This is a genomic window from Leptolyngbya sp. UWPOB_LEPTO1 (assembly GCF_017302695.1).
Taxonomy (GTDB): Bacteria; Cyanobacteriota; Cyanobacteriia; order Leptolyngbyales; family Leptolyngbyaceae; genus Leptolyngbya; species Leptolyngbya boryana.
In genome coordinates, this window is the sequence record NZ_JAFLCJ010000013.1 from 56,386 (window position 1) to 79,356 (window position 22,971).

Below are 22,971 nucleotides of genomic sequence, written 5' to 3' on the forward strand. Positions count from 1 at the left end.
ATCGCCGTGAAAAGGCTAAAACCGTAAAGATTTTATCCAAATCCTGTCGCCTCCAACCTGCTCACCCCTCAGGGATTTTATCAACGTAGGGATATGTCATCAGAAATTCAGAATCCGTTCGCAATGCCCACTGAAGTAACTGCACCGCGCCGTGAAGTTGCCCCACCGCCTGCCGCTCCCCGAACTCCCCCTGCGCCGCCCCCTGCGATGCGGACGATGCCGAATTTGATGACTGAGGTGACTGAAGCCGCTTCTAGAATCAATAGCACGACTGCAACTCAACCGAGTACGGATGTGACTGAACCGAATGCAGCTGCCACTCCAACCTTTGCAATGCCTGCGGCGAGCACTTCCACTGCCCCGGTTGCCCCGGCTGCTCCCCAGCCGATTCCAGCAAGCTCGCCTTCTGTTCCTATTTCCGCAGGGACAACTCCGCCGCCCACGTTAGGACACCGTCCGACCACTCCCCCGACCGCACCCAACACCCGCCGCTCTAGCAATGGGTCGCCAACGCTTGAGCACATTATTCGTACTGCCTATGACAAGGGCTTTTCAGATATTCACTTAGGTGTGGGTGAAGTGCCTCGCTTTCGTAACCGAGGTGAAATCGATACGACAGATTGGCCTGAGACAGATAAACCAACGTTTATGAGTTGGTTAGGTGAGGTTTTGACTGAGGCAGAAATCAGTCAGTTTGAAGAAACCTTAGATTTCGACGGTGCAACGCAATACGAATTTGCGCGGGTTCGGATTAATATTTTCGACTCGTTACATGGACCTGCGATGGTGCTGCGCTTGATCCCGCTGAAAATCTTGACGATGGAGCAGTTAAACTTGCCTCCGGTGTTTAAAGATGTTTGTCATTATCACAAAGGGTTGATCTTGATTACGGGCCCGACTGGCTCCGGTAAATCGACCACGATGGCAGCGATGATCGACTACATCAATAAGGAGATGCCGAAGAACATTATTACGATCGAAGACCCGATCGAGTTTGTTCACAAGAGCCGCAAATCCTTGATCAAACACCGAGAAGTCGGAATGCACACGCGCAAGTTTGACAACGCGCTCAAAGCTGCACTGCGGGAAGATCCAGATATTATCCTCGTCGGTGAAATGCGCGATAAAGAAACCGTCAACACTGCCCTAAAAGCCGCGCAAACGGGTCACTTAGTCATGGGAACCTTGCACACGAATAGTGCGGTGAAAACGATCGAGCGGGTGCTCAGTCTCTACCAACCGAACGAGCAGCCGACGATGCGGGTGGCGCTTGCTGAATCGCTGGTGGCGGTGATTGCTCAAGGCTTGTGTCGGACAACGGATGGAAAGCGGGCTGCATTCCATGACATTCTGATCAATACGGATGCGATTCGAGACTATATCCGGAAGGGTGAACTGGATGAAATCGAAGCGATTATTCCTCGCTGCGGATTTGACGGCATGTGTACGATGAATCAATCGTTGTACAAACTTTACGAGAACGGTCAAATTACCGAAGAAGTGGCGCTCGAAATGTCGCCGAAGCAGAACGAAATGGCACAAATGCTACGCGGTCGCGTGTAGAACAGCGCCCCGATTTACACAATCCGAAAAGCCCTCTTGTCATTGCCAAGGTACAAGGGGGCTTCTCGTTTGCCTGAATTTTGGTTGTTTCAGGGGGTCATTCCATGCCAAACTACCGGATGATTTGCTCTCGGACTCGACACATGAACAATCAGGTTGATGCGCCCAAAAAAGAACGATCGCGGTTTTTAATCGGTTCGATCTTGTGGATTCTTGCGTTAGGTGGAATAGCATTTTTCTATCAACTCGGAAGTATTGGGTTAGTCGATGAAACAGAACCGCTATTTGTCGAAGCCGCTCGGCAAATGACGGTGACAGGCAATTGGATTACGCCATATTTTAATCAGGTAACTCGGTTTGATAAGCCGCCTTTAATTTACTGGTGGATGGCGATCGCATTTCAAACGCTCGGAGTCAATGAATGGGCAGCCCGATTGCCGTCCGCGATCGCAGGTACGATTCTGACCGGATTTTGCTTTTATATTTTGAAACGATTTGTTCCGTCGAAGATTGCGCCATTTTTGGGATCGGGGATCGTTGCGCTGAATCTGATCACGCTATTTTTTGGGCGCTTGGGATACTCAGATATGTTGCTGAGTGCCTGTTTTGGTGGATCGCTCTTTGCGTTCTTTCTGGGATACGCCTCGAATCGGCGATGGTATTGGGCATTTTATGCGCTCATGGGGTTTGCTGTGTTGACCAAGGGACCTGTTGGGGTCGTCTTGCCGAGTGCGATCGTGATTCTGTTTCTACTGTGGGTCGGTCAACTGCGCTCAGTGCTTCGCGAAATGAAGCCTCTGTTGGGGACGGGATTATTTTTATTGGTCAGTATGCCTTGGTATGCGTTGGCATATTGGCAGAATGGGAATGCGTTTATTGATTCATTTTTTGGGATGCATAATGTTGAACGCTTTACCTCAGTGGTGAATCAGCATTCGGGAGCTTGGTACTACCATATTGTGATTGTGCTAATTGGCTTTTTCCCTTGGTCGCTCTGTTTGCCAGCCGCGATTATCAATATTCTCAAATCAAAATGGCGAGAAAAGCCGCGCTCAGAACAGCTTGGATTGTTTGCGCTGGTTTGGTTTTCGGTGGTGCTGATCTTTTTTACGATCGCAGTCACGAAATACATTACTTACACGTTGCCGCTCTATCCTGCAGCTGCGATTCTCGTGACGTTGTGGTATGTGCATCATTTCTCCCAACCCAAACAATCTTGGGGCTTAAAACTCACGGTCTATCTCAGCGTGATTGTCTCGATCTCCTTTGGGATTTGCGCGTTTTATAGTCCCACTTGGCTCGATGATGATCCATCCATGCCGGATCTGGGATTCAAAATTCAGCAGGCTGGATTACAGCACGTTGCTGCCTCGATTTGGATCACTGTCGCGATCGTGGGGTTAATTTTGGCACTCCGTTACCAATTACGCTGGTTTTGGGCGGTGAATTTGATTGGGATGGCAGCATTTATCTGGTTCTTTGTGACTCCTGCCGTGGGTGTGATTGACTCAGTTCGGCAGTTACCGTTGCGGCAGATTGCTCAAGCGACGGTTGAAGAGAAACTGCCAAATGAACCGATTGTGATGGCAACGGATGCTTTTGAAAAACCGAGTTTGGTCTTCTATACGCAAAACCCGATTACGTTTATTAATCGTGCCCGGTTGATTCAACCTTATCTAGAAGAATTGCGCCGAGATGGAAAAACCGAATCGATCGCGATGATTACAACTCCGACAGCATTAAAGGGTAGCGGGATGAAACCAAATCAATATCGCTTTCTTCAACAATACAGTAACTATCAACTGGTGCGCGTTCCAATTCGTCCCTCGAAGAAATAAGTTATGCAAAAGTGGTGGTCAGATCAGACTCTCCAGAAAGTCGTTTGGATTTTATTAGCAGGGTTTTTGTTTCGGAGTTTTATTGCGTTTTGGTTGCCGCCAGGATTCGATGAAGCGTATTACTATCTATACACTTTGCATCCGGCACTGAGTTATTTTGATCATCCTCCACTGGTTGCTTTGGTAACTGCGATCGGGATTTGGCTGACCGGAGATGTGTCTCAATTCAGTATTCGCGTCGGCAGTCTCTTATTATTTCCGGCGACTTTGTATTTTTTATATCGCGCAACGGTTCAGTTATTTTCAGTGCGGGTTGGATTGATTACGTTAGCGATCGCGTCAGTGATTCCAATTTTTCAACTCGGATTTGGGACGTTTACGCTCCCAGATTCGCCGTTGATGTTTTTCTGGGCATTGACTTTGTGGGTTGGCGCGATCGAGTTTTTTCCAAAACAGAGTGAATATCAACCGACCTATCGCGTTGCCTTGATCGGACTTTTAGTGGGGCTGGCTTGTCTTGGCAAATATCATGGCTTTCTATTAGGGTTCGGACTGCTCGGTTTCTGTATCACAAGCCGAAAGCACTGGGTCGTTTTTCGATCGCCTTGGACAATTTTGAGTTTTGTCTTATTTCTGGCAGCATTCTCACCTGTGCTGTATTGGAATGCTCAACATGACTGGGTATCATTTCGATTCCAAAGCGATCGTAGTATTCCCGATCGCGCTTACAATCCATTGCAAGCATTGAATGTTGCCATGATGGCAGCGCTATATCTTTTTCCAACGTTTGGACTTCCACTTTGGTTTGTGAGTATTCGAGAAATCGTCTCAGTATTAAAGTCAGGATTTACGAAATCAATTCACTCATTTATTCTGTGGAATTCTGCACCTGTATTTTTGATTTTTACTTTTATTGGCGGTTATCAGCAGATTTTACCTGGCTGGACAATGCCAGGATTCTTTTCGGTAACGCCGCTGCTCGGAGCATATGCTGCACATTGGCAACCCAAAATACTGAGACGCTGGCTGAATGGATCGACGATTGCGATCAGCACGCTGTTACTGATTGCTTTATCGCACATTGCGATCGGCACCCTCCAAAAGCCAGGGCAGTTTTCCTTTATGGGTGGCGTTGTTCCACCGCAAGAGGATGCTTCCATTCAATTGATTGATGTTGGACAACTCCGCCGCGAATTTTCTAAATCGCCGCAACTCTTAGCGGCTCTGAAAGACGCTGATTTTATGTTCAGCAATCGCTTCCATTTAGCGGGACACATGGCAATGGCACTGACTCCGATTTATGGAACTCCGATCACGTGTTTCGATAAACGAGACATGCGCGGATTTGCGTTTTGGTCAACTCCAACGCAATGGATCGGTGGAGATGCGCTTTACCTGACTTCTAACGATTTTCAAACGAAGAGAGACTCCTCTGTCGAGTTTTCTCCGTATTTCCAGACGTTCACCAAGTTAGGAGAAGTCTCTTTACGGCGTGGGGGCGTGATTGTCGATCGTATTCACGTCTTTCAAGGGAAAAACCTGCTGAAACCGTTTCCTCGCCCTAAAGAGTAGGTTCACTAGATAAGCGAATTTCACACATGTGAATTCAGCCATTTCGCTTGAATTATTCACGATAAGTTTATTTTCACTAAAGTTAAATGATGGAATTAGAAACTTTTTTTTGACAGAATTGACAGACCTCAAACCCCTGCATCACGGGGGGTATACAATTTCCTACGTAGTTTGTCACATCAAATCGTATCGAAGATTACTTGCGATAATCCCAAATTCGCGTTAGTGTCTTCATCGTGACTTCATACGTAGGAGAGAGACGTAATGCTGAACTGCACCTCCAGCAAAACCGTACGGAATTTGGTGATGTCGATCGGAATTTTGACAGCATCGTTCAGTCATGGAGGAGTTCGAGCAGGAACCGTCCCGATTCAAGTTGCCAGCATTCGAGAAGCAGATTTCCAAATCGCGCAGGCAAGTTTGATTGCTGAAATGGAGCAAGAGATTTTGCGTCGCATCAATCAACATCGTGCCAGGAAAGGGTTGTCCGCATTATCTTGGAGTTCGGATATCGCTCATCAAGCGCGATCTCATAGTCGCAATATGGCGAAAAAAATTGTCTCATTTGGGCATCAAGGCTTTTCTGAGCGCTCAAAAGCGATTAACAACTCTATTCAGTCTCAACGCACCGCAGAGAATGTCGCTTGGGTCGCAAGCCGACGTGATCCAGCAGGACAAGCGATCGAAGCTTGGTTGAAAAGCCCGAAACACCTGCAAAATATTGAAGGTAACTTCAGTATGACGGGCATCGGTATTAGTATTAGTTCGAGTGGCGAGTACTATTTCACCCAAGATTTCGCGCAGAAATGATGCTGGTTTGCATCGTGGGTCTAGGTTTCAGTTTGGCTGAACTCGCCAGCATCGTAGTGTAGAATGAGCGCTTGTGTTTAGTGCTTTAGCTTATGCAGCCGCGTGAATTTCAGATCTGCGATCGTGATCTTTCTTCGGAACTTTTACAGCGTTATCGGTCTGCGAGTGCGATCGCAGTGGATACCGAAACGATGGGGCTTCTACCGCACCGCGATCGTCTGTGCTTAGTGCAGATCTGTGATGAAAACGATCAGGTTGCAGTGGTGAGAATTGAGCGGGGACAAAAAGAGGCTCCGAATCTCAAACAACTGTTTGAAGCGGCAGAAATTACGAAGATTTTCCATTTTGCTCGGTTCGATATCACAGCATTGCGATATCACTTAGGAATTGATGTCAATCCGATTTTTTGTACTAAACTTGCCAGTAAGCTGATTCGCACTTATTCGCCTCGTCATGGGCTGAAAGACTTAGTTCAGGAATTGACAGGAGTAGAACTCGACAAAAGCGCTCAGAGTTCGGATTGGGGCAATGCAATGAACTTATCAGAAGCTCAGTTGCGATACGCTGCCAATGATGTTCGATATTTGATCGAAGCGCGGCAGAAATTGATTGCCATGTTGGAGCGTGAAGAACGGCTGGAGCTGGCAGAAGCTTGTTTTCGATGTTTGCCGACATTTGCTCAGCTCGATATTTTGCAGTATCAGAGTGTATTCGACCATTGAGCAGATGCCGAGGTATCCTAATGGGGGGCAGATTTGCCTCTAAAAATTCTGTTGTTTTGGATGTGGTGTCGTGCTTGACCTAAAGCTAATTCGTGAAAATCCTGATCTCGTGCAGACGAAGCTCAATCAGCGAGGGGGATCTTATGATCTTTCGACGATCGTGTCGCTGGATCAGCAGCGTCGTGAGTTAGAGGTTGAGCGATCGCAGTTGCAGGCGCGCAGTAATGAGGTTGGTAAATTAGTCGGACAGAAGATCAAAGCTGACCCGAAAAGCGATGAGGTTCAGGCATTGCGAGAAGAAGGCAATGCACTCAAAGCAAAACTGAGTGAGTTAGAACCAAGAGAGAAAGCAATTCGAGAACAAATCGAAACTCAATTGCTAGGGTTTCCGAATTTGCCGAGTGACACGACTCCGATCGGCAAAGATGAAACGGAAAATGTTGAGGTTCGACGTTGGGGCGACGAGTTCAAACCGTCGATCGCAGTTCTGCCTCATTACGAGATTGCTGAAAAGCTCGGAATTATCAATACTGAACGTGCTACGAAGATTGCTCAGACGCGATTTGTGGTGCTGATGGGTGCAGGTGCGGCATTAGAGCGAGCGTTGATTCAATTTATGCTGAATCAGCAAATTGCCGCAGGCTATGTGGAGATTTTGCCGCCTGTGTTGATCAATTCGCGATCGATGACTGCGACCGGACAGTTGCCGAAGTTCTCAGAAGAGAGCTTCAAATGTGCAGACGATGATTTGTGGCTAGCTCCGACAGCGGAAGTTCCCGTGACCAATTTGTATCGGGATGAGATTCTGTCAGCCGATCAGTTACCGATCTATCACTGTGCTTATACGCCTTGTTTTCGTCGAGAAGCGGGGAGCTATGGTCGAGATACGCGCGGATTGATTCGACTGCATCAATTTAACAAAGTCGAGCTAGTAAAACTGGTGCAGCCTGAGACTTCTGAGCAAGAGCATCAAAGCTTAGTACGAAATGCAGAGGCGATTCTGGAAGCCTTAAAGTTGCCCTATCGCACGATCGAGCTTTGTACAGGAGACTTAGGATTTGGAGCGGCGAAGTGCTTTGATTTAGAGGTTTGGCTGCCGTCTTCGGGCACGTACCGCGAGATTTCTAGCTGCTCGAATTTCAAAGACTTTCAGGCGCGACGCGGGAATATCCGATTTAAAGAAGCGGGGCAAAAAGGTACTCAGTTTGTGCATACGCTGAATGGATCAGGACTCGCGATCGGGCGAACGATGGCGGCAGTCTTGGAGAACTATCAGCAGGCGGATGGAACTGTACGAGTGCCGGATGTATTGCAGCCTTATTTGGGACGTGAGGTTTTGTAGATCGGATTTAGATTCTTATAGGTGCGATCGCGGTATCGATTAAATCAAGAACATCGCGATCGACTGCCAGATCAAACTTGCGCGCAAAATCAGCCTGACTGTTCATCAACGCTGGAAAATCAGTAGATTGGAGAATCTTAGGATGACCGTTCCGGGTTTGAGAAAAATCAAAATATCGTCTACTATCGTTGCAAAGTTTGAATTTATGACTGTTGACTAGTATTGTTTGAATAAAGCATTCATCAGGAATTGCTACTCCCTTGTAGTAGTCAACGATATCAGGATTGAGTTGAACGTACTGGTGGAGATATTCCACACATGGTCTAGACAGCGTACAAAGAAATGAGCCGCCATAACATACAAAATGTTGGTTGAATGGCGGTGAAGTCCTTAAGCCTAACGTAATTCCATAAGAGAAATTTACTCGAAAAAAAGGTTGGAGATAGTTCAGGAGTTTGACGGGCTTAAGAACTTCTTTCTGCCAGTCTGCTAGATCGCGGCTCAAAGTTCGATATTGGTAGTGATAGCGAGAATAGCCTTCATTCCTTTTCCACGGGCTGTGCTTTGAGAAAACCTCAAAGTGATGGACAAAACCATCGTAATCAGTGTGAGATAAAGATTTCTCAACTTCAGCAAGCGGTCGGATCGGATAGTCTTGACCGGATAGATTGATCAACCAGCTAAAATCACTTCCAGAAGCGAGTAACCATGCGATCGCATCCAGATAACTCTGGACAATCTCAAAGCTTCCTCTGCCTCCGCGTGATGGAATCAGGTCAACATTCGGTAAATCCTCAAATGTCGATCGTGGCAAATCGCAGTTTGTAAAGTCATGACTGATCAAGATCTGAGCAGTTGGACTCAATGATTTAATGCGGCGAACCAAGCGTTCAACCTGTTCAGGTGATTTATGGGTTTGGAGAAGGTAGCAAACTCTCATCATTTCTAATCCAGCGATAAACGAACTGGAACTTCTGAACTTCCATGAATTGAAGACTCTCTAGACCGTGTAATTGGCTCCATCGGCTGTACTTTTGGAAAAAACGAATGGGTTTTTGCCAAAGCAATATGGAACAAAAATGCAGGATTACCCAGTAAATAGCGGGTTGCTAGACGCTTAGGCTCCTGGCAGAGACGATATAGCCATTCCAAGCCTAGATTCGAGATCATCGGTGGACAGTTTGGAACAATTCCCGCTAGGCGATCGATGACTGCACCTCCTAGCATCATGACATTCACATTCAACCGCTCTCGATTGAGTTGAATCCAATTCTCTTGAGTAGGCATTCCCATGCCTACGACTAAAATCTTTGGCTTCACGTGATTGATCTGTCTGATGACTTGTTCGTTTTCTTGGGCGTTCTGCATGTCAAAGTAGCCGTGATGACCATTGATGATCACATTGGGATATTGCTGTTTGACTTGCGCGATCGCGGCATTTAAGCATTCAGGCTTCGCGCCTAAGAGGAAAATTGAAAAACCATGTTGGTTGCAGTGAGCTAGTACCTTTGGCATCAGAAGACTATAAGAAGCTCGGTATTCCAAAGGTAATTTTACTCCCATCCAGCAAATAGCTTTGAGAATACCCATACTATCGCAATGGGCGATTTCAGCACTTTGGAGAAAGTGATGAAACCAAGGAAGCTGCATTGATAAATTGAAGCTATGCACATTGTAGTTTGCGACAGTTAGCTTCCTTCCTTCAATACAAGCAATATGGATCGCATCGACGATCGCGGAAACTGTCATAAACGTAATTCGTCGTCCTAGTAAATCAACAGTCAAATTCGGAGGACTTTCTAGCTGATACATTTTATTTGCCTAGTTGTATAGATGCTTAGATGAATCCGCCCAATTTCGTCCAATAGCGATTGTAGCTAGCTCAGATTACAAGAGATGCTTCGTCTTCCAAGATGCTCTAGCCGAGTTTAAGTTCCTGAGTTTAAGTTCCTTTGGTAATGAATTCTAATCAGGTAATGAATCTCAATCACAGTCGCCAGACTTGCAACGAATGGTAAGAATCTCTAAATTCTAAGTTCATCTCTCAAAAGTAATAGATATCGATTTTCGACTCTGTGTAGCTGCTTCAGATGCTTGCTTAAGTCATGATTAGCAAGTTGTTCAGCAGCTTGCACATAATTTTTCTGTTGTGTAGAGATCAACATAAAACTAAGGTTAATGTGTGAGCTTAGATGACTCTTTCTACCTTTAGAAAGAGTTACATAACGTTTCTTTTGCTTATACCTATAGGCTGTATTGGTTTACTACCTGGAAAGCTTTGTTGCGATTTTTACCAATCAATCTGAATGTTCAGGTTGCATGATGCCAAATGTAGGGAGTTTTCCATGAGTACTTATCCTAGAGTCAGCGTTGTGATTCCGGCTTACAATGTTCGCTCTTATCTTGAAGATGCTCTTATTTCCTTGGAGCACCAATCTTTTCAAGCATTTGAAGCGATCGTAGTCGATGATGGTTCAACCGATGGAACTGCCGACTTAGTTGAGCAATTTTGCCAGCGTGATCCCCGTTTTCGCTTAGTGACAAAGCCGAATGGGGGACTTTCATCTGCTCGCAATTATGGGATTCGTCAGGCGCAAGCAGAGTATATTGCAATGTTGGATGGTGACGATCGCTATGAGCCAGATAAATTAGCAAATCATGTGGCAAGGCTTGATCGTGATCCCCAGATTGGAGTCGTCTATAGTGCTTCAAAAATCATTCGCGATGATGGACAGCAAAGCTGGATGTCTTTGAGCGGAAAGCCGATTTTTTCAGATGCTCTCGTCTCACTGTTGTGCAAAAATTTCATCGGAAATGGCTCGAATGCGATGTTTCGTCGGGCTTTAGTCGATGAGGTGGGAGAGTTTGATGAAACATTGCGGAGTTCTGAGGATCTGGATTTCTGGCTCCGAGTTGCTGCAACACGGCGATGGCGATTTTATCGAGAATCTCAGGCTCTTTGTTGTTACCGGGTACGTCCTTCTGGATTGTCTTTTAACGTGGCACAGATGCAGCGATCGCATGAGCAAGTTCTTCAAGCTGCTTACCTGCGATCTCCGGAGCAGATTGAACCTTGGTTGCCAACAGCTTATGCCTATATGTATCGCTTGCTGGCTCGATTAGCGCTGACAGGCGGCGATACAAAGCAGGCTCAGCAGTTGATGCAGCAAGCTTGGGATTGCGATCACTCGATCTTTTATCGAGATCCGCGATCGCTGTTGACGTTAATTGCTGTGAAGTTCGCGCCGATTACGAAACAACTGATTGAGCGATCTCTGGGTAAGTCACAGCGTTTAGATATTGCAAAATCTATTCAGAGCAGAGAACTATGAAGACAGTCTCATTGCTCAGAGGTGGATTGTGGATTACTTATGCAACGTTTGTGACTCGAATTTTTGTCTTTTTGAGTAATTTGGTCTTAGCGCGGTTGCTTCAGCCTTCAGACTTTGGTGTGATTGGGATCGCCTATGTTTTTTGGTCATTTTTCACACTATTTACTCAAGACACAGCAGGAGCTTTCATTATCTACAAGGGAGTCGATAATCCTAAGTACGTGAATACGACTTACACGATTAGCTTAGGAGTAGGTCTGGGATTAGGTCTGCTCATGGCGATCAGTTCACCTTGGGTTGCGAGCTTTTTTAATGAACCTGCTTTAGTTGGCATCCTGATTGTCTTTGCATTCAATTTACTTTTATCTTCTGCGACCTATGTTTATTCGGGCGTAATGACGCGGCGAATGCAGTATCAGGCACTCGCAAATATTAGTCTGGCAAACTCAATCACACGACTACTCTGTACAACTGGGGCGGCTCTATTAGGGTTAGGGTACTGGTCTTTCGTGATTGGAGATACGATTTCCTGGATCGTCAATGCGCTGTTAACGCGGTATTACTCTAGGCATCGATTTCGGCTCCAAATTGATCCTGAAATTCGATCTGAAGTGCTGACGTTTTGCTTCGGTTCAGTGGGCGCAAGTTTGGGATTCTATCTCAGCTTTAATGCGGATAATTTTACGGTCGGAAAAGTATTAGGTAATGCGAGTTTGGGGTACTACAATCTTGCTTATCAGCTATCGATGACACTCTCAGGAATTTCCAGCGCGTTGCTGAACCAATTGGGAATGCCTGTTTTTGCTCAATTGCCGATCGACAAACAAGAGAATGCTTTGTTTAAGGTAGTTGAGCAAATTGCTTTTTTGACGGCTCCGATTTATGCGCTGATTTTCTTAATTCTTGATCCCTCAGTTGTGACGCTCATTTTTGGTTCTCAATGGATTCCAATTTGTACCGTGCTACCGGGGTTACTTTTCTATGCTTACTTTCGTGTCGTGAATTCGCCGCTCTATTCTATGCTCGTTGCTAAAGGTCGTCCGGATCTCAATGCTAGAGTCAGCCTTCAAATTGCTCCGCTTGCAGTTCTGAGCTTTATTGCAGGTGCTTATCAAGGGGGGATTATTGGCGTAAGCATAGCTGTGGCAGCGGTACTTGGAATTCTTTGGACACTTTATTACTGGTGGATTGCTTGCAAGCATCTCCATTGGTCAATGAGTCGCTTTCTTCGCCCTTGCTTTATCCCGATTCTGCTGAGTATTCCAGGGCTGGCAATTTCATTTCATCTGCCTTTCATAGTTAAGCCATTTACTTTTCTATTTGCGTATCTGGTCTGTATTCGGGTTGTCGCTCCTCAGCAAATCGTTCAATATCAAGCATTAATTCATAAACTATACGATCGCTTATTTCACTCTTAAGCACAATGAAGAAGATTATTTTTCTGATGCCTTATTTTGGTTGTTTTCCTGAATGGTTTGATTTGTATCTCGAATCATGCCGCTGGAATCCAACGATCGATTGGCTTTTCTTCACAGATTGTGGAGTTCCCGAAAATGCTCCAGCAAACGTGCGATTTATTCAAATGAGCTTTCAAGCCTATCAACAGCTTGTTTGCGATCGCTTAAATATTAGTTTTCAAACTCATTCTGCCTATACCGTGTGTAATCTTCGTCCTGCGTATGGCTTGATTCATCAGGAGCATATTGCTGGATATGATTACTTTGGCTTTGGGGATATTGATGTCATTTATGGCAATCTCCGAGCTTTTTATACAGATGCAGTGCTTAACTACAATACGATTTCGACGCACAGCGATCGAGTTTCTGGGCATCTATTTTTGATCAAGAATAATGAGTATTGGGTGAATGCTTTTCGCAGGATACCGGATTGGCAAAACCTGATGAGTCAGCCGATCAATGTGCCGATGGATGAGGGTTACTTTACAAAGCAATTGCTTGGGCGCAAACGGCTGCCCAGTTTCTTACGCCGTTTGTGGGGAATTGTTGACCCGGATAAGCGTCACCATCTGTTTCAAGAGCGCTTTAGTACGGTCTTATCTGATCGACCTTGGATGAATGGAACGTATGATTATCCGACTCAGTGGTTTTGGCATCGAGGCAAATTAACGGTCGAAACGGGTGAAGAGTTAATGTACTTACATTTTATGAATTGGAAATCCAGCCGATACTTGCGAAAACGGTATGGTGAGCAAGCTGCTTGGGAAAACCTCTCTCAACTGGTTGACCCAAACTTAACGGATTTAAGCCAAGGCTTTTGTATTAGCCCGTTGGGATTTACTCCGATTGAATCGACAGCCCCTATTGCGATCGCACTTTAAAACAATGGTGATACATCATTTTCTCGTCACAGGTGAATCGATATTTCTCGATCGGCATCAATGTCTATTCAAAGCCTTATCGAGTCATTTTGAGCAGCTTAGTTTTTCTCCGAGGCAGAGCGAATGGTATGAAGCCAGACTACCTAGAACACTTTTGAAAAGTCTGCTGACGCTAAGAACAGGTTCTTTAAGCAAAGCAAATGCAGTCTTTCAGAAAAACAGCACTGCATTTATTCTCAAATCACGACGCACTGAGCGAACGATTCAACGCTTACAGCCAAAGCCTGATTTTGTACTCCAGATCTTCGGAACGTATAGTCCGGTTTGGGATGCTGGCAATATTCCCTATGCCATGTTTCTCGACTACACTGCGGCGCTTGCTGAGCGAAATTGGTCGAGTTGGGCAACATTTTTAAGCGATCGCACCAGAACTGCTTGGTTTGAGTGCGAACGGTCAGCCTACAGCCGAGCCGAGCATATCTTTAGCATGAGCCAAGTTGTGAAAACATCGCTGATTGAAGAGTATGGAATTCCTGAACATAAAGTCACAGTCGTCGGTTCGTCAGGCGATTTTCAAGTTCCTGATGTTCGAGAAAAAGCGATCGGAAGTCAGCAAATTCTCTTTAATGGATCAGATTTTGAGCGCAAGGGTGGAGATTTAGTCCTCGCTGCTTTTCGCCAGGTTAGGAAAGCTTTGCCAAACTCGAAGCTTGTTGTGATTGGTCGAAAACTATCAATTGAGGAACCCGGAGTTGAGAATCCAGGACAGATTGCCGATCGTGCAGAAATTCGTCGATTATTTCTGAACACAGATTTAGTCGTTGCTCCTGCCTACTGTGATCCCTTCCCAACTTTTTTGATGGAAGCCATGAACTATGGTATTCCCTGTGTTGTGTCCAATCGAGACGGAATGCCCGAAATTGTCGATCACGAAATCAATGGGATCGTGCTTCAGCATTTGACTTCTGAGCATTTAGCAAAGCATCTGATTGATCTGCTCACAAATCCTGCTGTGCTTTTCTCAATGTCTCAAGCAGCGCAGATGAAAGTTCGGACTCAGTTGAACTGGAATGCGATCGCGAAAACCATAGCGCAGACTCTAAAATCTGAGGCATATGATTATGTTTAACTTTGGCTTTGTCATAGAACACATGCTAGGGCATGTCACACACTATAAAAATCTAAAACACTGGGTTGCACAAGATAGCACTGTACGTCCGGTTTGGATGCCGATCGAGGCAGGAAAAAATGATCTGTGGGAACATCTTCCGATGATTCGTAACAACTGGTCGCTCCAGTCTAGTCTTCGTGCCCGTGATGCGATTCGAGCGGCTCAGCCTTTAGATGCCCTATTTTTGCATACTCAAACCGTATCTTTATTCGCATCTTCATTTGCACAGCAGATTCCAACCATTATTTCTACAGATGCTACACCGCTCAACTATGACACTGTTGCCGCAGGATATCAGCATAAAGTTGGGGGACATTCCTTACTAGAACGTCAGAAATTTTTGTGGAATCGCCATTCTTATCATGCTGCTACTGCTCTAATTACATTCTGTCACTGGGCAAAAGACTCTCTGATCAAAGATTATGATGTACCTGCTGAGAAAGTCACCGTGATCTCATCCGGGATCGATTTAGAACAATGGCATTTTCAGCGAAATCAAACGATCGATAGTCCTGTACGTTTGCTATTTGTAGGAGGAGATTTTACTCGTAAAGGAGGACATACGCTGATTGAAGCTTTTCGCAGTGGGCTGGAGGGTTGCACGCTGGATATTGTTACTCAAGATGCACAAGTTGCTGAGGATCTATCAGGCGTTGAGCGAGTCAAGGTCTATCAGAATTTGGGGGCGAATAGTTCAAAACTCAAGGAATTGTATGCTAAAGCAGATATGTTTGTCTTGCCGACTCAGGCTGACTGCTATCCCAATGTAATTATGGAAGCAATGGCGGCAGGCTTACCGATTGTTACCACTGATGTTGGCGCGATCGGTGAACAGGTAGAAAACGGAGTGAATGGACTGCTTGTGCCGATCTCAGATGTCAGTGCTTTGGTGACGGCACTTAAGGTTTTGATTGATGATCCATTGAAACGACGAGCGATGTCGATCACGAGTCGTCAGCTAGCAATAGAACGATTTGATGGTCGCCGCAACTATAACCAGATTTTAGCCTTGATGAAAAATTTAACTCAGGAGCATCAAGCTTCTAAACGGTTGTCTTCTCCAAAAAATCTCTTGGTGCGTTTCTAATTATGGTGGTCAATCATTTAGCAAGTTCTTCTGAAATCCAGGTTAAACATCGGGCTAGGGCGAAGCCCGATGTTGCAATTTTTTTGCGAGGGCTATATGGTGGCGGTGCTGAAAAAGCAATGCTAAATCTTGCTCGTGGATTTATCGATCGTGGATTACAAGTTGATCTCGTGCTTGCTAGAGCCGCGGGAGTGTATTTAGAACAAGTCCAGCCTGAGATTCGAGTTGTGGATCTCAAAGCAGAATGGATGCCATCAAGTTTGCCAAAACTCACTCGCTATCTCCAGCAGACTCATCCCACGACAATGCTTGCCGCTTTACATTACCCCTGTGAAATTGCTTTGTGGGCAAAACGTTTAGCAAGAGTTTCAACTCGCATCATTGTGTCCGAGCATAATCATCTTTCGCTTGAAGCACAGCGCATTCCTCAACGATCGGTGCAATTCACTCCGACTGCTGCGAGACTATTTTATCCTTGGGCAGATGGAATCGTTGCCGTTTCGCAAGGCGTTGCAGACGATCTCGCTAAGATTACTCGACTCAATCGCGATCGCATTCAAGTCGTTTACAATCCGATCGTGTTACCTGAATTGTTCACGCAAGCACAAGAACCTGTGACACATCCTTGGTTTAAGCCTGATCAACCTCCTGTCGTTCTAGCGGTAGGTCGGCTCTATCCACAAAAAGATTTTTCGACCTTGATTCATGCCTTTGCTCAAGTTCGACGGATTCGACCTGCTCGGCTTGTAATTCTGGGGGATGGTCCTGAACGAGAGCGTCTGACCACGTTAGTAGAAGAACTGGGATTAACCGAGGATGTCGCTTTACTGGGGTTTGTACAAAATCCCTATGCATATATGGCAAAAGCGGCTGTGTTTGTGCTGTCTTCTGCTTGGGAAGGGTTAGGCAATGTTTTAGTAGAAGCGTTAGCAGTTGGAACGCCTGTGGTTTCGACAAACTGCGAGAGTGGCCCGGCTGAGATTTTAGCGCAAGGAAAGTATGGTGTGCTGACTCCAGTGGGAGACGATTCTGCGATCGCATCAGCAATCATTCAGACCCTATCAAGCCCGGCTCGACAGGTTGATCCCCAATGGTTGAAGCAGTTCACATTAGAAACTTGTACGCAACAGTATTTAGACGTTTTGGGTATTTGTGATTATTCTTCACCCACAAAAACAGTATGAAATTCAATAGTACCTTGTATCAAACCACAGCACAGCTAGTCGGTCAGTTGCCAAAAGGTCGATCGAAGGCGTTAGGCGCTTTATTTTCGCTTTGGAATAGTCATCCGAGCTGGGATCCTTGGCTGCTCAAAGATGGAGATATCTATCGACTTTTTTACTTGTTAGGTTCGAGTAAATCAGGACCTTGGTGGCTAGAAGGCAAAATATGCGGTGCAATTTCAACGGACTTAGAACAATGGCAAGACTTGGGAACTGTGCTAGAAGTCAGCCCTGAGCATTCCTGGGAAGCTGGAAGAATGCTGGCGGGTTGCGCGCTCAAAGAAAATGGGATCTACTATCTCTTTTATTCAGCCGCCGGAGAGGGTGCTGAGATTATGAATGAAGGGATTGGGTTAGCAACTTCAAGGGATGGCATACACTGGCAACGTAGCCCTCGCGAATTGGTGAAACCCGATGCGAATCATCGTTGGTACGGACAGTATAAGCGAAGCCTAGGAGGTTTTGACTATGATCATTATCAGTGGCGCGACCCCTATGTGGTGAAAGATGAGCAGACCGGGCTTTACTATATGTTTATCTGTGCTTATCGCAAAGAAGGCGGGAAAGGTGCATATCGAGGATGTGTTGGCTTAGCTGTTGCCGATCGCATTGATGGATCGTATGAACTGCTGCCGCCTGCGGCAACTCCTACGATCGAAGGAACTCAAGAGTCTCCTTTTTATGAAATGGAGCGTCCGCAAGTCATTTATAGAAACGGTCAGTATCATCTGTTTTTCTCTTGCTGGACAACTTGGTTAAATCCTAAGTGGTTGGACACGGTCGATCGCGCACAAATTACTGATTCTTCGCTGTACTGGTATGTTGCTGATCAGATTACAGGACCTTATCGCCCTGTTAGCCAGACTCCAGTTGTGAGTGGAAGTTCTCGATCGGGAATTTATGGAACGAACTTTTTTTCGGCTCCAGATGCGCCGGATGAATTTATTGCTTATGGTTGGTACTGCAAACGCATGACACTAGCCATTTCCCCGTTTGTTCGGGTCATATGGAATCAAGATTCGATCCGCTTGTCGATCTAACCTTCTCCAGATATCTGCTCCCAACTCGTCAAATTTGCCTGATGGGGTTGTACTTCATGCAAGACAGCCCCTAACCACACGAAAAAGAACCAGAGATTAACTGCCATCCAACTGAGCGGAGTGGCATTACAAGAGATGTATAGTGCAATCAAACTAGCAAACGCCCATTTACAGCCAAAATGACCGTTTACTGCTGGCGTATAAGTTGCGAAAAGCGTCAGAATCATTGCAGCGATCAAAGCAATGAAGCCGAAAATTCCGTTTAGATAAAGCACAGCCGCATAAGTCGAGAAGGAGCCAAGACCAATATAGCTATCTTCATATAAATGCGCTCTCCCTCGAATGACTCCCCACCCGATCCAGGGCGATTCTTGCCACGCTTCGAGTGTTTTACGAACGACTAAAGCTCGTTCTTGCGAAGAGTTTGCGCGAGCTTGCGTAAATCCTTCCATTGGCTTACGGAAGAGTTCTTCGATCGTCAGTCCCCAAATACTAGACATCATTAGCGTCAGAGCCGTACTCCAGAGCGACAACTGGCGAAATAATCCATTTTCAAAGCAGGTTCCGATAAAAAGCGCGATCGGTAAACACAGCCATGCGCTCCGACTGGCGCTCACAATTAATGCTGCAACTGCACCGAGTAAGGCGACATAGCGAAGTCGGCGATCGCGTTCGCCTAAACAAATCAAAAAGCATAAAACAGCGCAGAGTCCCAGAATGGGAGGATCAGGCGTATACAGAACTGTTCTGGGTAATGGAATACCTAAAAAGCTTGAAAAATGAGCAAACATTACTCGCAAACTTCCTTTGTCGCCTGGCAGAATGCGTGCAAGTGGCGGCAGATAACCGTTCCCGCCAATTCTGAGGAACAGCATAGCAATTTGAATCGCGATCGCAACCAAATAGCCCGAAGACATCCAAGCGATCGCTCTAGTGACAACCTCAACGCGGACTTGGCTAAAAAATGGTAATGCTAGACAGGCAAAAATCAAAAAATAGCTTTTGAGAAAAGTGACAACGGCTGCTGCTGCCACTTGTAGGTTAAAGCCCATCTCGTTGATCCCCAAGGCTGCTGTCCAAAGCATCACGATCGACATCGCTAACCAAGACCAAACATACACTGGAAAAGGTCTTTGAATGAGTTGATCCCAGCTAAAGTGAATTGCGAATAAGGTTAAGACAACAGCAGGATAAAGGAGCGGCTGAATTCCCATTAACCACCACAGTGGAGTCAGGATAATTGTCCAATAGATGATGCGCTCTGAACGTGATAAAGCATAAATCTGATGTTGGAGTTTGAGGAGCATCTCTCTCTACTGCACGCAATTTCTGAGGTACGTTAGCTTTAAATTCACTCTCGGACATCAATCGATCGGTAGAGAGAACTGACAGGTAATGCTAATTTAGTTCTACCTATTTATGTATTTGCAATTGATCGAAGGTGAATAAAATGTAGCTTGAATTCCTCATACCCGCAGTTGTTTAGGAGCGGTCTGAATGAAAAAAATAGCGCTCATTGCTTCTAGACATTGGAAGGCTTTGCTTGGTCTGAATGCAGTTGTAATATTCGGGACTTTAGGAGCGATGTTGACCACTCCTAAAGTTTGGACTGCTCAGGCACAACTGATTCTGCCTTCCTCGAATGGAGGCAACCTTGATGCCAACTTGGGAACTTTAGGGTCTTACCGTAACAGTGATCCGAGCTTTTCACCTCAAGTTAATCCCCTGAAAATTCAAGAGGCAATTCTCACCAGTGATGCGATTCTTGAAAAGGCTTGGGCAGCTGATCCTGAGAGAGATGCAGCGAATAAACCTCGCAATTATGGACAATTCTTTGAAGTGACTTCGCTCGAACAAACGAGCGTCATGCTGCTCTCTGTCACAGGCTCAAGTCCCGATATCGCCAAGCAGCGCGCAGAAGCAATTCTCAATGCCTATCGGCAGCGTCTGAGCGAGCTTCGTCAGGCGAATAACAATACACGCGATGGTTTTAGCCAGAAACAGCTTGAACAAGCGCAACGCAGATTAACTGAAGCGCAGACTGCTCTAGCACAATTCAAACAATCGACAGGATTGGTAAATAACGAAGAACAAACGAAAGGGCTAGTTGGAACGATCAATACTTTAGAAGCGGCACAGGCCCAGGTTCAGGCGGAATCTCAAGCGGCTCGCGATCGCGCAAATACTCTCGCGACTCGATTAAATCTTTCGCCTACTGATGCAGTTCAAGCCTTAGGATTAGACCAAAACGAAGATTATAAAGAGCTTCGCAGTAAGCTCACTGAAGTTGAGTCTACGCTGGGCAAATTGCGATCGACATTCACAGATCGCAGCCCTCAAGTTCAAAGAGCGATCGTAGAGCGGGACACTTTGCGGAACCAGCTTCAGCAGTATGTTGGGCAAGCCGCAGGTCGAATTTCTGCCAATACAGATTTTACAACTGGGGCGGAAGGACGGAATACCCTAATTGAGCAATTAGTGTTAGCTGAAACGAATGCGAATGGACAACAACGACAAGCAGAACAACTCCAGCAACAAATTGATCAGCGGCAAAAAATCCTCAATCAATTGCCTGCAAATCAAGCAAAACTCAATGCTTTACAGCGACAGGCAGATGTTGCGGAAGGAGTTTATAAAGGGCTAGTTGCACAGACACAACAATCAAATATTGATGCTTTTAATGCGTATCCAAATATTCAGGAGTTAAACGCACCCTTCGTTGATGCTAAACCATCGAGTCCAAAGAAATCTCTGATGGCAATTAATGCGCTTCTTGCTTCTGTCATTGGGAGCATTGCACTAATATTGTTGCTCGAAGCTCGCAATCCATTGCTGACTCCCAAAGATTTGCAGGCTCTAAAATTTTCGCTTGTTGCTCGTATTCCCAAACTAAAGCGACTGGCAATAGAGCCGAATTCAAGCTTTGAAGGTGAGATCGAGTTTCAGCGAGTAGCGTCAGCGATTAGTCTTCAACCGCTGAAAGGGATACGACTGTTAATTGCAAGTGCGATAACGGGTGAGGGAAAAACGACAGTAGCACTGCAACTTGCTCATGCTTTAACCGAACTCGGATTTCGAGTGCTGCTGGTTGACGGAGATTTTCGTAAAGCTCAGTTAAGTCATCAACTTGGTTACTTGAGCGATCGCTCAGTTGGAGATCAAGTCATTTCGTTGCAACCTAATCTCGATTTTGTGCCAACGATGCCTCAGACTGGCAAGATTGTCGATTTAGTCAAACGGGGACGATTTGAACGTTACTTGGCAGTGGCGGAATCTCAGAAAGACTATGATTATGTATTAGTAGACAGCGCTCCAGTCAGCTCAACCAGTGAAACTGCACTAATGGCTGCGATCGTGCCTTATGTTCTTTTTGTCGTTCGCCCAGGAATTAGCGCTCGAAATGTTGTGAATAATAGTTTAGAGCAGTTAACGCAACACCATGCTAAACTGCTAGGCTTGGTGATCAATGGTGTCGAAGTTCAAGGTCATGCCTATTCGTATCACTCTAATCATGATGATCCTCGCCCATATCGATTATCAAATTGATTCTTTTCAGCAGTCTACTCAAAGCGTCAGTCTCATGAGCCAAAACCAGAACATCGCGACTGTCGATTGGAGTAAGAGCCAGGCAGCGAGTACGAATTTGGGTTATGGCTTAAATGCGTATCAAGGTTTTCGACCTGAGAGTTTTAGCACTTCGGCTTATCAAAGTAATATGTCTGTGATGAATCCGGGTTTGATTCGGTTTCATAATAGCAGCATGTTGCAAGACTCTAGCACACCGGATGGGCTGATCGATACGGCTCGTCGAGTTTGGGATGCGAAGAAAGTAAAAGCTGCTTTAGTGGCTTCATTTTCGTCTTTTAAGCGGGAACAACCGCAACGGATGATTAATATTCCGACTTGGCCAGATTGGATGGATGCGGATCGGGACGGATTTCTCGATCGCAATCAGTTTGATAACTATGCAAAGCTGTGCGCTGATTTGGTCAAAATTGTCAACCAAGATGCTCAATTGAAAGTGCAGTATTGGGAAGTGACGAATGAGAAGGATGATCACTACTTTACTCAGTTCTATACAGAGAGTGGCTGGGGTGGGTTGAAGGATGCAGCGAAGCCCGATCGCGTCAATGAACTGGTCACGATTTATAAAAAAACTGCGATCGCGATGAAACAAGCAGACCCGACAATTCAAGTGGGCGGGATCGGTCTAGCACGCCCCGATCTGCAACCGTTTTATGTTCCGTTCATCAAGGGAACTGCAAATCATCTTGATTTTTTTACTTATCACTTTTACGCAACGGGAAGTGCTTCTACCTCAGACCAAGATGTGTTTCAGACCACTCGCGCGATTGGCGACTACACTCGCACGATTGTACAAACGCTGCAAAATGCAAGCCCAAATCGCACGATTCCAGCCATGTTGGGTGAATATAACATTAGCTGGACATGGGAAACTCGCGATCCCCGCATGATCAATCATAAAGGGGTTGTGTTTGATGCGTTAACGATGGTCAGTGCCCTCTCAAATGGTGCGACTGCAACCTTAACTTGGAACGAGAAAGATGGCGTTTACGGAAAAATGGACGATAGCAGTCAGATGCGTCTGGGAGGCAAATTCTTACAATTGTTGAATCAATTCATGATTGGCGATCGCGTCTCGACAAAAACTGCTCCTGACAGCGCGATTACGACTTTTGCTGTGAATAATGCTGCTTTGGGATACAAGTCTTACTTGCTGATTAACTCCTCAAATGATTTGCAGCAAGTTCAACTCGATTTTGCCGGATGGCAGCCCACTCAATCGACGTTAGAGACATATACGATCTCGGCTTCAGGCTATCTCAACAAAACTGTTAACTGGTCGGAACTTAACAGTGGATTTGCGATGCCTGCTAGCTCTGTGATGTTATTCACATTTACAAAATAATGC

18 protein-coding genes are annotated in these 22,971 nt (G+C 45.7%); 15 read left to right on the forward strand and 3 right to left on the reverse strand.

What is annotated here, in order from left to right:
* Positions 1–93: 93 nt before the first annotated feature.
* The 6 genes from J0L70_RS19390 (at position 94) to serS (ending at position 7,847) form a co-directional block, all read left to right on the forward strand.
* The gene (locus J0L70_RS19390; RefSeq protein ID WP_287455577.1) at positions 94–1,563 is read left to right on the forward strand and encodes a type IV pilus twitching motility protein PilT; all 1,470 of its coding nucleotides are present in this window, start codon (positions 94–96) and stop codon (positions 1,561–1,563) included.
* A 143-nt stretch (positions 1,564–1,706) separates the two neighbouring features.
* A complete protein-coding gene (locus tag J0L70_RS19395; RefSeq protein WP_287455578.1) occupies positions 1,707–3,401 on the forward strand; it encodes a glycosyltransferase family 39 protein in 1,695 nt (564 codons plus the stop codon).
* A 3-nt stretch (positions 3,402–3,404) separates the two neighbouring features.
* Positions 3,405–4,973, forward strand: a complete 1,569-nt coding sequence (locus J0L70_RS19400) for an ArnT family glycosyltransferase (protein ID WP_287455579.1) — start codon at positions 3,405–3,407, stop codon at positions 4,971–4,973.
* Positions 4,974–5,237: 264 nt separating this feature from the next.
* Positions 5,238–5,783 carry a CAP domain-containing protein gene (locus J0L70_RS19405; RefSeq protein ID WP_144056133.1) on the forward strand — a complete coding sequence of 182 codons (546 nt, stop codon included), beginning with the start codon at positions 5,238–5,240 and terminating at the stop codon, positions 5,781–5,783.
* A gap of 92 nt (positions 5,784–5,875) precedes the next feature.
* Complete coding sequence (locus J0L70_RS19410; protein WP_017286091.1) at positions 5,876–6,505, forward strand: ribonuclease H-like domain-containing protein; 630 nt, start codon at positions 5,876–5,878, stop codon at positions 6,503–6,505.
* Positions 6,506–6,575: 70 nt separating this feature from the next.
* Positions 6,576–7,847, forward strand: a complete 1,272-nt coding sequence (gene serS, locus J0L70_RS19415) for a serine--tRNA ligase (RefSeq protein ID WP_287455580.1) — start codon at positions 6,576–6,578, stop codon at positions 7,845–7,847.
* A gap of 7 nt (positions 7,848–7,854) precedes the next feature.
* Here the strand turns inward: serS and J0L70_RS19420 are convergent, their stop codons facing one another.
* The gene (locus J0L70_RS19420) at positions 7,855–8,787 is read right to left on the reverse strand and encodes a beta-1,6-N-acetylglucosaminyltransferase (protein WP_287455581.1); all 933 of its coding nucleotides are present in this window, start codon (positions 8,785–8,787) and stop codon (positions 7,855–7,857) included.
* A 5-nt stretch (positions 8,788–8,792) separates the two neighbouring features.
* Complete coding sequence (locus J0L70_RS19425) at positions 8,793–9,659, reverse strand: WecB/TagA/CpsF family glycosyltransferase (RefSeq protein WP_287455582.1); 867 nt, start codon at positions 9,657–9,659, stop codon at positions 8,793–8,795.
* A gap of 533 nt (positions 9,660–10,192) precedes the next feature.
* Here J0L70_RS19425 and J0L70_RS19430 point away from each other — a divergent pair.
* Genes J0L70_RS19430 through J0L70_RS19460 form a run of 7 tightly spaced genes read left to right on the forward strand, consistent with a single transcriptional unit; the run spans position 10,193 to position 18,038 of the window.
* A complete protein-coding gene (locus J0L70_RS19430) occupies positions 10,193–11,179 on the forward strand; it encodes a glycosyltransferase family 2 protein (protein WP_287455583.1) in 987 nt (328 codons plus the stop codon).
* Positions 11,176–12,597 (forward strand): oligosaccharide flippase family protein, encoded by a 1,422-nt coding sequence (locus tag J0L70_RS19435; RefSeq protein WP_287455584.1) that lies wholly within the window; start codon positions 11,176–11,178, stop codon positions 12,595–12,597. The genes J0L70_RS19430 and J0L70_RS19435 overlap by 4 nt, the downstream gene beginning before the upstream one ends.
* Before the next feature lie 5 nt (positions 12,598–12,602).
* Positions 12,603–13,517 (forward strand): DUF6625 family protein, encoded by a 915-nt coding sequence (locus J0L70_RS19440; protein WP_287455585.1) that lies wholly within the window; start codon positions 12,603–12,605, stop codon positions 13,515–13,517.
* A 4-nt stretch (positions 13,518–13,521) separates the two neighbouring features.
* On the forward strand, positions 13,522–14,646 hold the full coding sequence (locus J0L70_RS19445; protein WP_287455586.1) for a glycosyltransferase family 4 protein: 1,125 nt from the start codon (positions 13,522–13,524) through the stop codon (positions 14,644–14,646).
* The gene (locus tag J0L70_RS19450) at positions 14,633–15,775 is read left to right on the forward strand and encodes a glycosyltransferase family 4 protein (protein ID WP_287455587.1); all 1,143 of its coding nucleotides are present in this window, start codon (positions 14,633–14,635) and stop codon (positions 15,773–15,775) included. The genes J0L70_RS19445 and J0L70_RS19450 overlap by 14 nt, the downstream gene beginning before the upstream one ends.
* A 2-nt stretch (positions 15,776–15,777) precedes the next feature.
* A complete protein-coding gene (locus J0L70_RS19455) occupies positions 15,778–16,959 on the forward strand; it encodes a glycosyltransferase (RefSeq protein WP_287455588.1) in 1,182 nt (393 codons plus the stop codon).
* Positions 16,956–18,038: a family 43 glycosylhydrolase gene (locus tag J0L70_RS19460; RefSeq protein ID WP_287455589.1), complete on the forward strand. Its 1,083-nt coding sequence runs from the start codon at positions 16,956–16,958 to the stop codon at positions 18,036–18,038. The genes J0L70_RS19455 and J0L70_RS19460 overlap by 4 nt, the downstream gene beginning before the upstream one ends.
* On the opposite strand, the gene J0L70_RS19465 is transcribed toward J0L70_RS19460, so the two are convergent.
* The gene (locus tag J0L70_RS19465) at positions 18,035–19,345 is read right to left on the reverse strand and encodes an O-antigen ligase family protein (protein ID WP_287455590.1); all 1,311 of its coding nucleotides are present in this window, start codon (positions 19,343–19,345) and stop codon (positions 18,035–18,037) included. The two genes, J0L70_RS19460 and J0L70_RS19465, sit on opposite strands and share 4 nt — an antisense overlap.
* 190 nt (positions 19,346–19,535) lie before the next feature.
* Between J0L70_RS19465 and J0L70_RS19470 the strand changes: the two genes are divergently transcribed.
* A complete protein-coding gene (locus J0L70_RS19470; protein WP_287455591.1) occupies positions 19,536–21,584 on the forward strand; it encodes a GumC family protein in 2,049 nt (682 codons plus the stop codon).
* 34 nt (positions 21,585–21,618) lie between these two features.
* Positions 21,619–22,968, forward strand: a complete 1,350-nt coding sequence (locus J0L70_RS19475; RefSeq protein WP_287455592.1) for a GH39 family glycosyl hydrolase — start codon at positions 21,619–21,621, stop codon at positions 22,966–22,968.
* The last annotated feature ends 3 nt before the right edge of the window (positions 22,969–22,971 follow it).

Excerpts from the sequence above, each read along its gene's own strand:
- J0L70_RS19400 (WP_287455579.1), top strand. The coding sequence starts at position 3,405 with ATGCAAAAGTGGTGGTCAGATCAGACTCTCCAGAAAGTCGTTTGGATT.
- J0L70_RS19420 (WP_287455581.1), bottom strand. The coding sequence starts at position 8,787 with ATGAGAGTTTGCTACCTTCTCCAAACCCATAAATCACCTGAACAGGTT.
- J0L70_RS19460 (WP_287455589.1), top strand. The coding sequence starts at position 16,956 with ATGAAATTCAATAGTACCTTGTATCAAACCACAGCACAGCTAGTCGGT.
- J0L70_RS19390 (WP_287455577.1), top strand. The coding sequence starts at position 94 with ATGTCATCAGAAATTCAGAATCCGTTCGCAATGCCCACTGAAGTAACT.
- J0L70_RS19410 (WP_017286091.1), top strand. The coding sequence starts at position 5,876 with ATGCAGCCGCGTGAATTTCAGATCTGCGATCGTGATCTTTCTTCGGAA.
- J0L70_RS19440 (WP_287455585.1), top strand. The coding sequence starts at position 12,603 with ATGAAGAAGATTATTTTTCTGATGCCTTATTTTGGTTGTTTTCCTGAA.
- J0L70_RS19470 (WP_287455591.1), top strand. The coding sequence starts at position 19,536 with ATGAAAAAAATAGCGCTCATTGCTTCTAGACATTGGAAGGCTTTGCTT.
- J0L70_RS19425 (WP_287455582.1), bottom strand. The coding sequence starts at position 9,659 with ATGTATCAGCTAGAAAGTCCTCCGAATTTGACTGTTGATTTACTAGGA.
- J0L70_RS19445 (WP_287455586.1), top strand. The coding sequence starts at position 13,522 with ATGGTGATACATCATTTTCTCGTCACAGGTGAATCGATATTTCTCGAT.
- J0L70_RS19465 (WP_287455590.1), bottom strand. The coding sequence starts at position 19,345 with ATGCTCCTCAAACTCCAACATCAGATTTATGCTTTATCACGTTCAGAG.
- J0L70_RS19450 (WP_287455587.1), top strand. The coding sequence starts at position 14,633 with ATGATTATGTTTAACTTTGGCTTTGTCATAGAACACATGCTAGGGCAT.
- J0L70_RS19395 (WP_287455578.1), top strand. The coding sequence starts at position 1,707 with ATGAACAATCAGGTTGATGCGCCCAAAAAAGAACGATCGCGGTTTTTA.
- J0L70_RS19405 (WP_144056133.1), top strand. The coding sequence starts at position 5,238 with ATGCTGAACTGCACCTCCAGCAAAACCGTACGGAATTTGGTGATGTCG.
- J0L70_RS19475 (WP_287455592.1), top strand. The coding sequence starts at position 21,619 with ATGAGCCAAAACCAGAACATCGCGACTGTCGATTGGAGTAAGAGCCAG.
- J0L70_RS19430 (WP_287455583.1), top strand. The coding sequence starts at position 10,193 with ATGAGTACTTATCCTAGAGTCAGCGTTGTGATTCCGGCTTACAATGTT.
- J0L70_RS19455 (WP_287455588.1), top strand. The coding sequence starts at position 15,778 with ATGGTGGTCAATCATTTAGCAAGTTCTTCTGAAATCCAGGTTAAACAT.
- J0L70_RS19435 (WP_287455584.1), top strand. The coding sequence starts at position 11,176 with ATGAAGACAGTCTCATTGCTCAGAGGTGGATTGTGGATTACTTATGCA.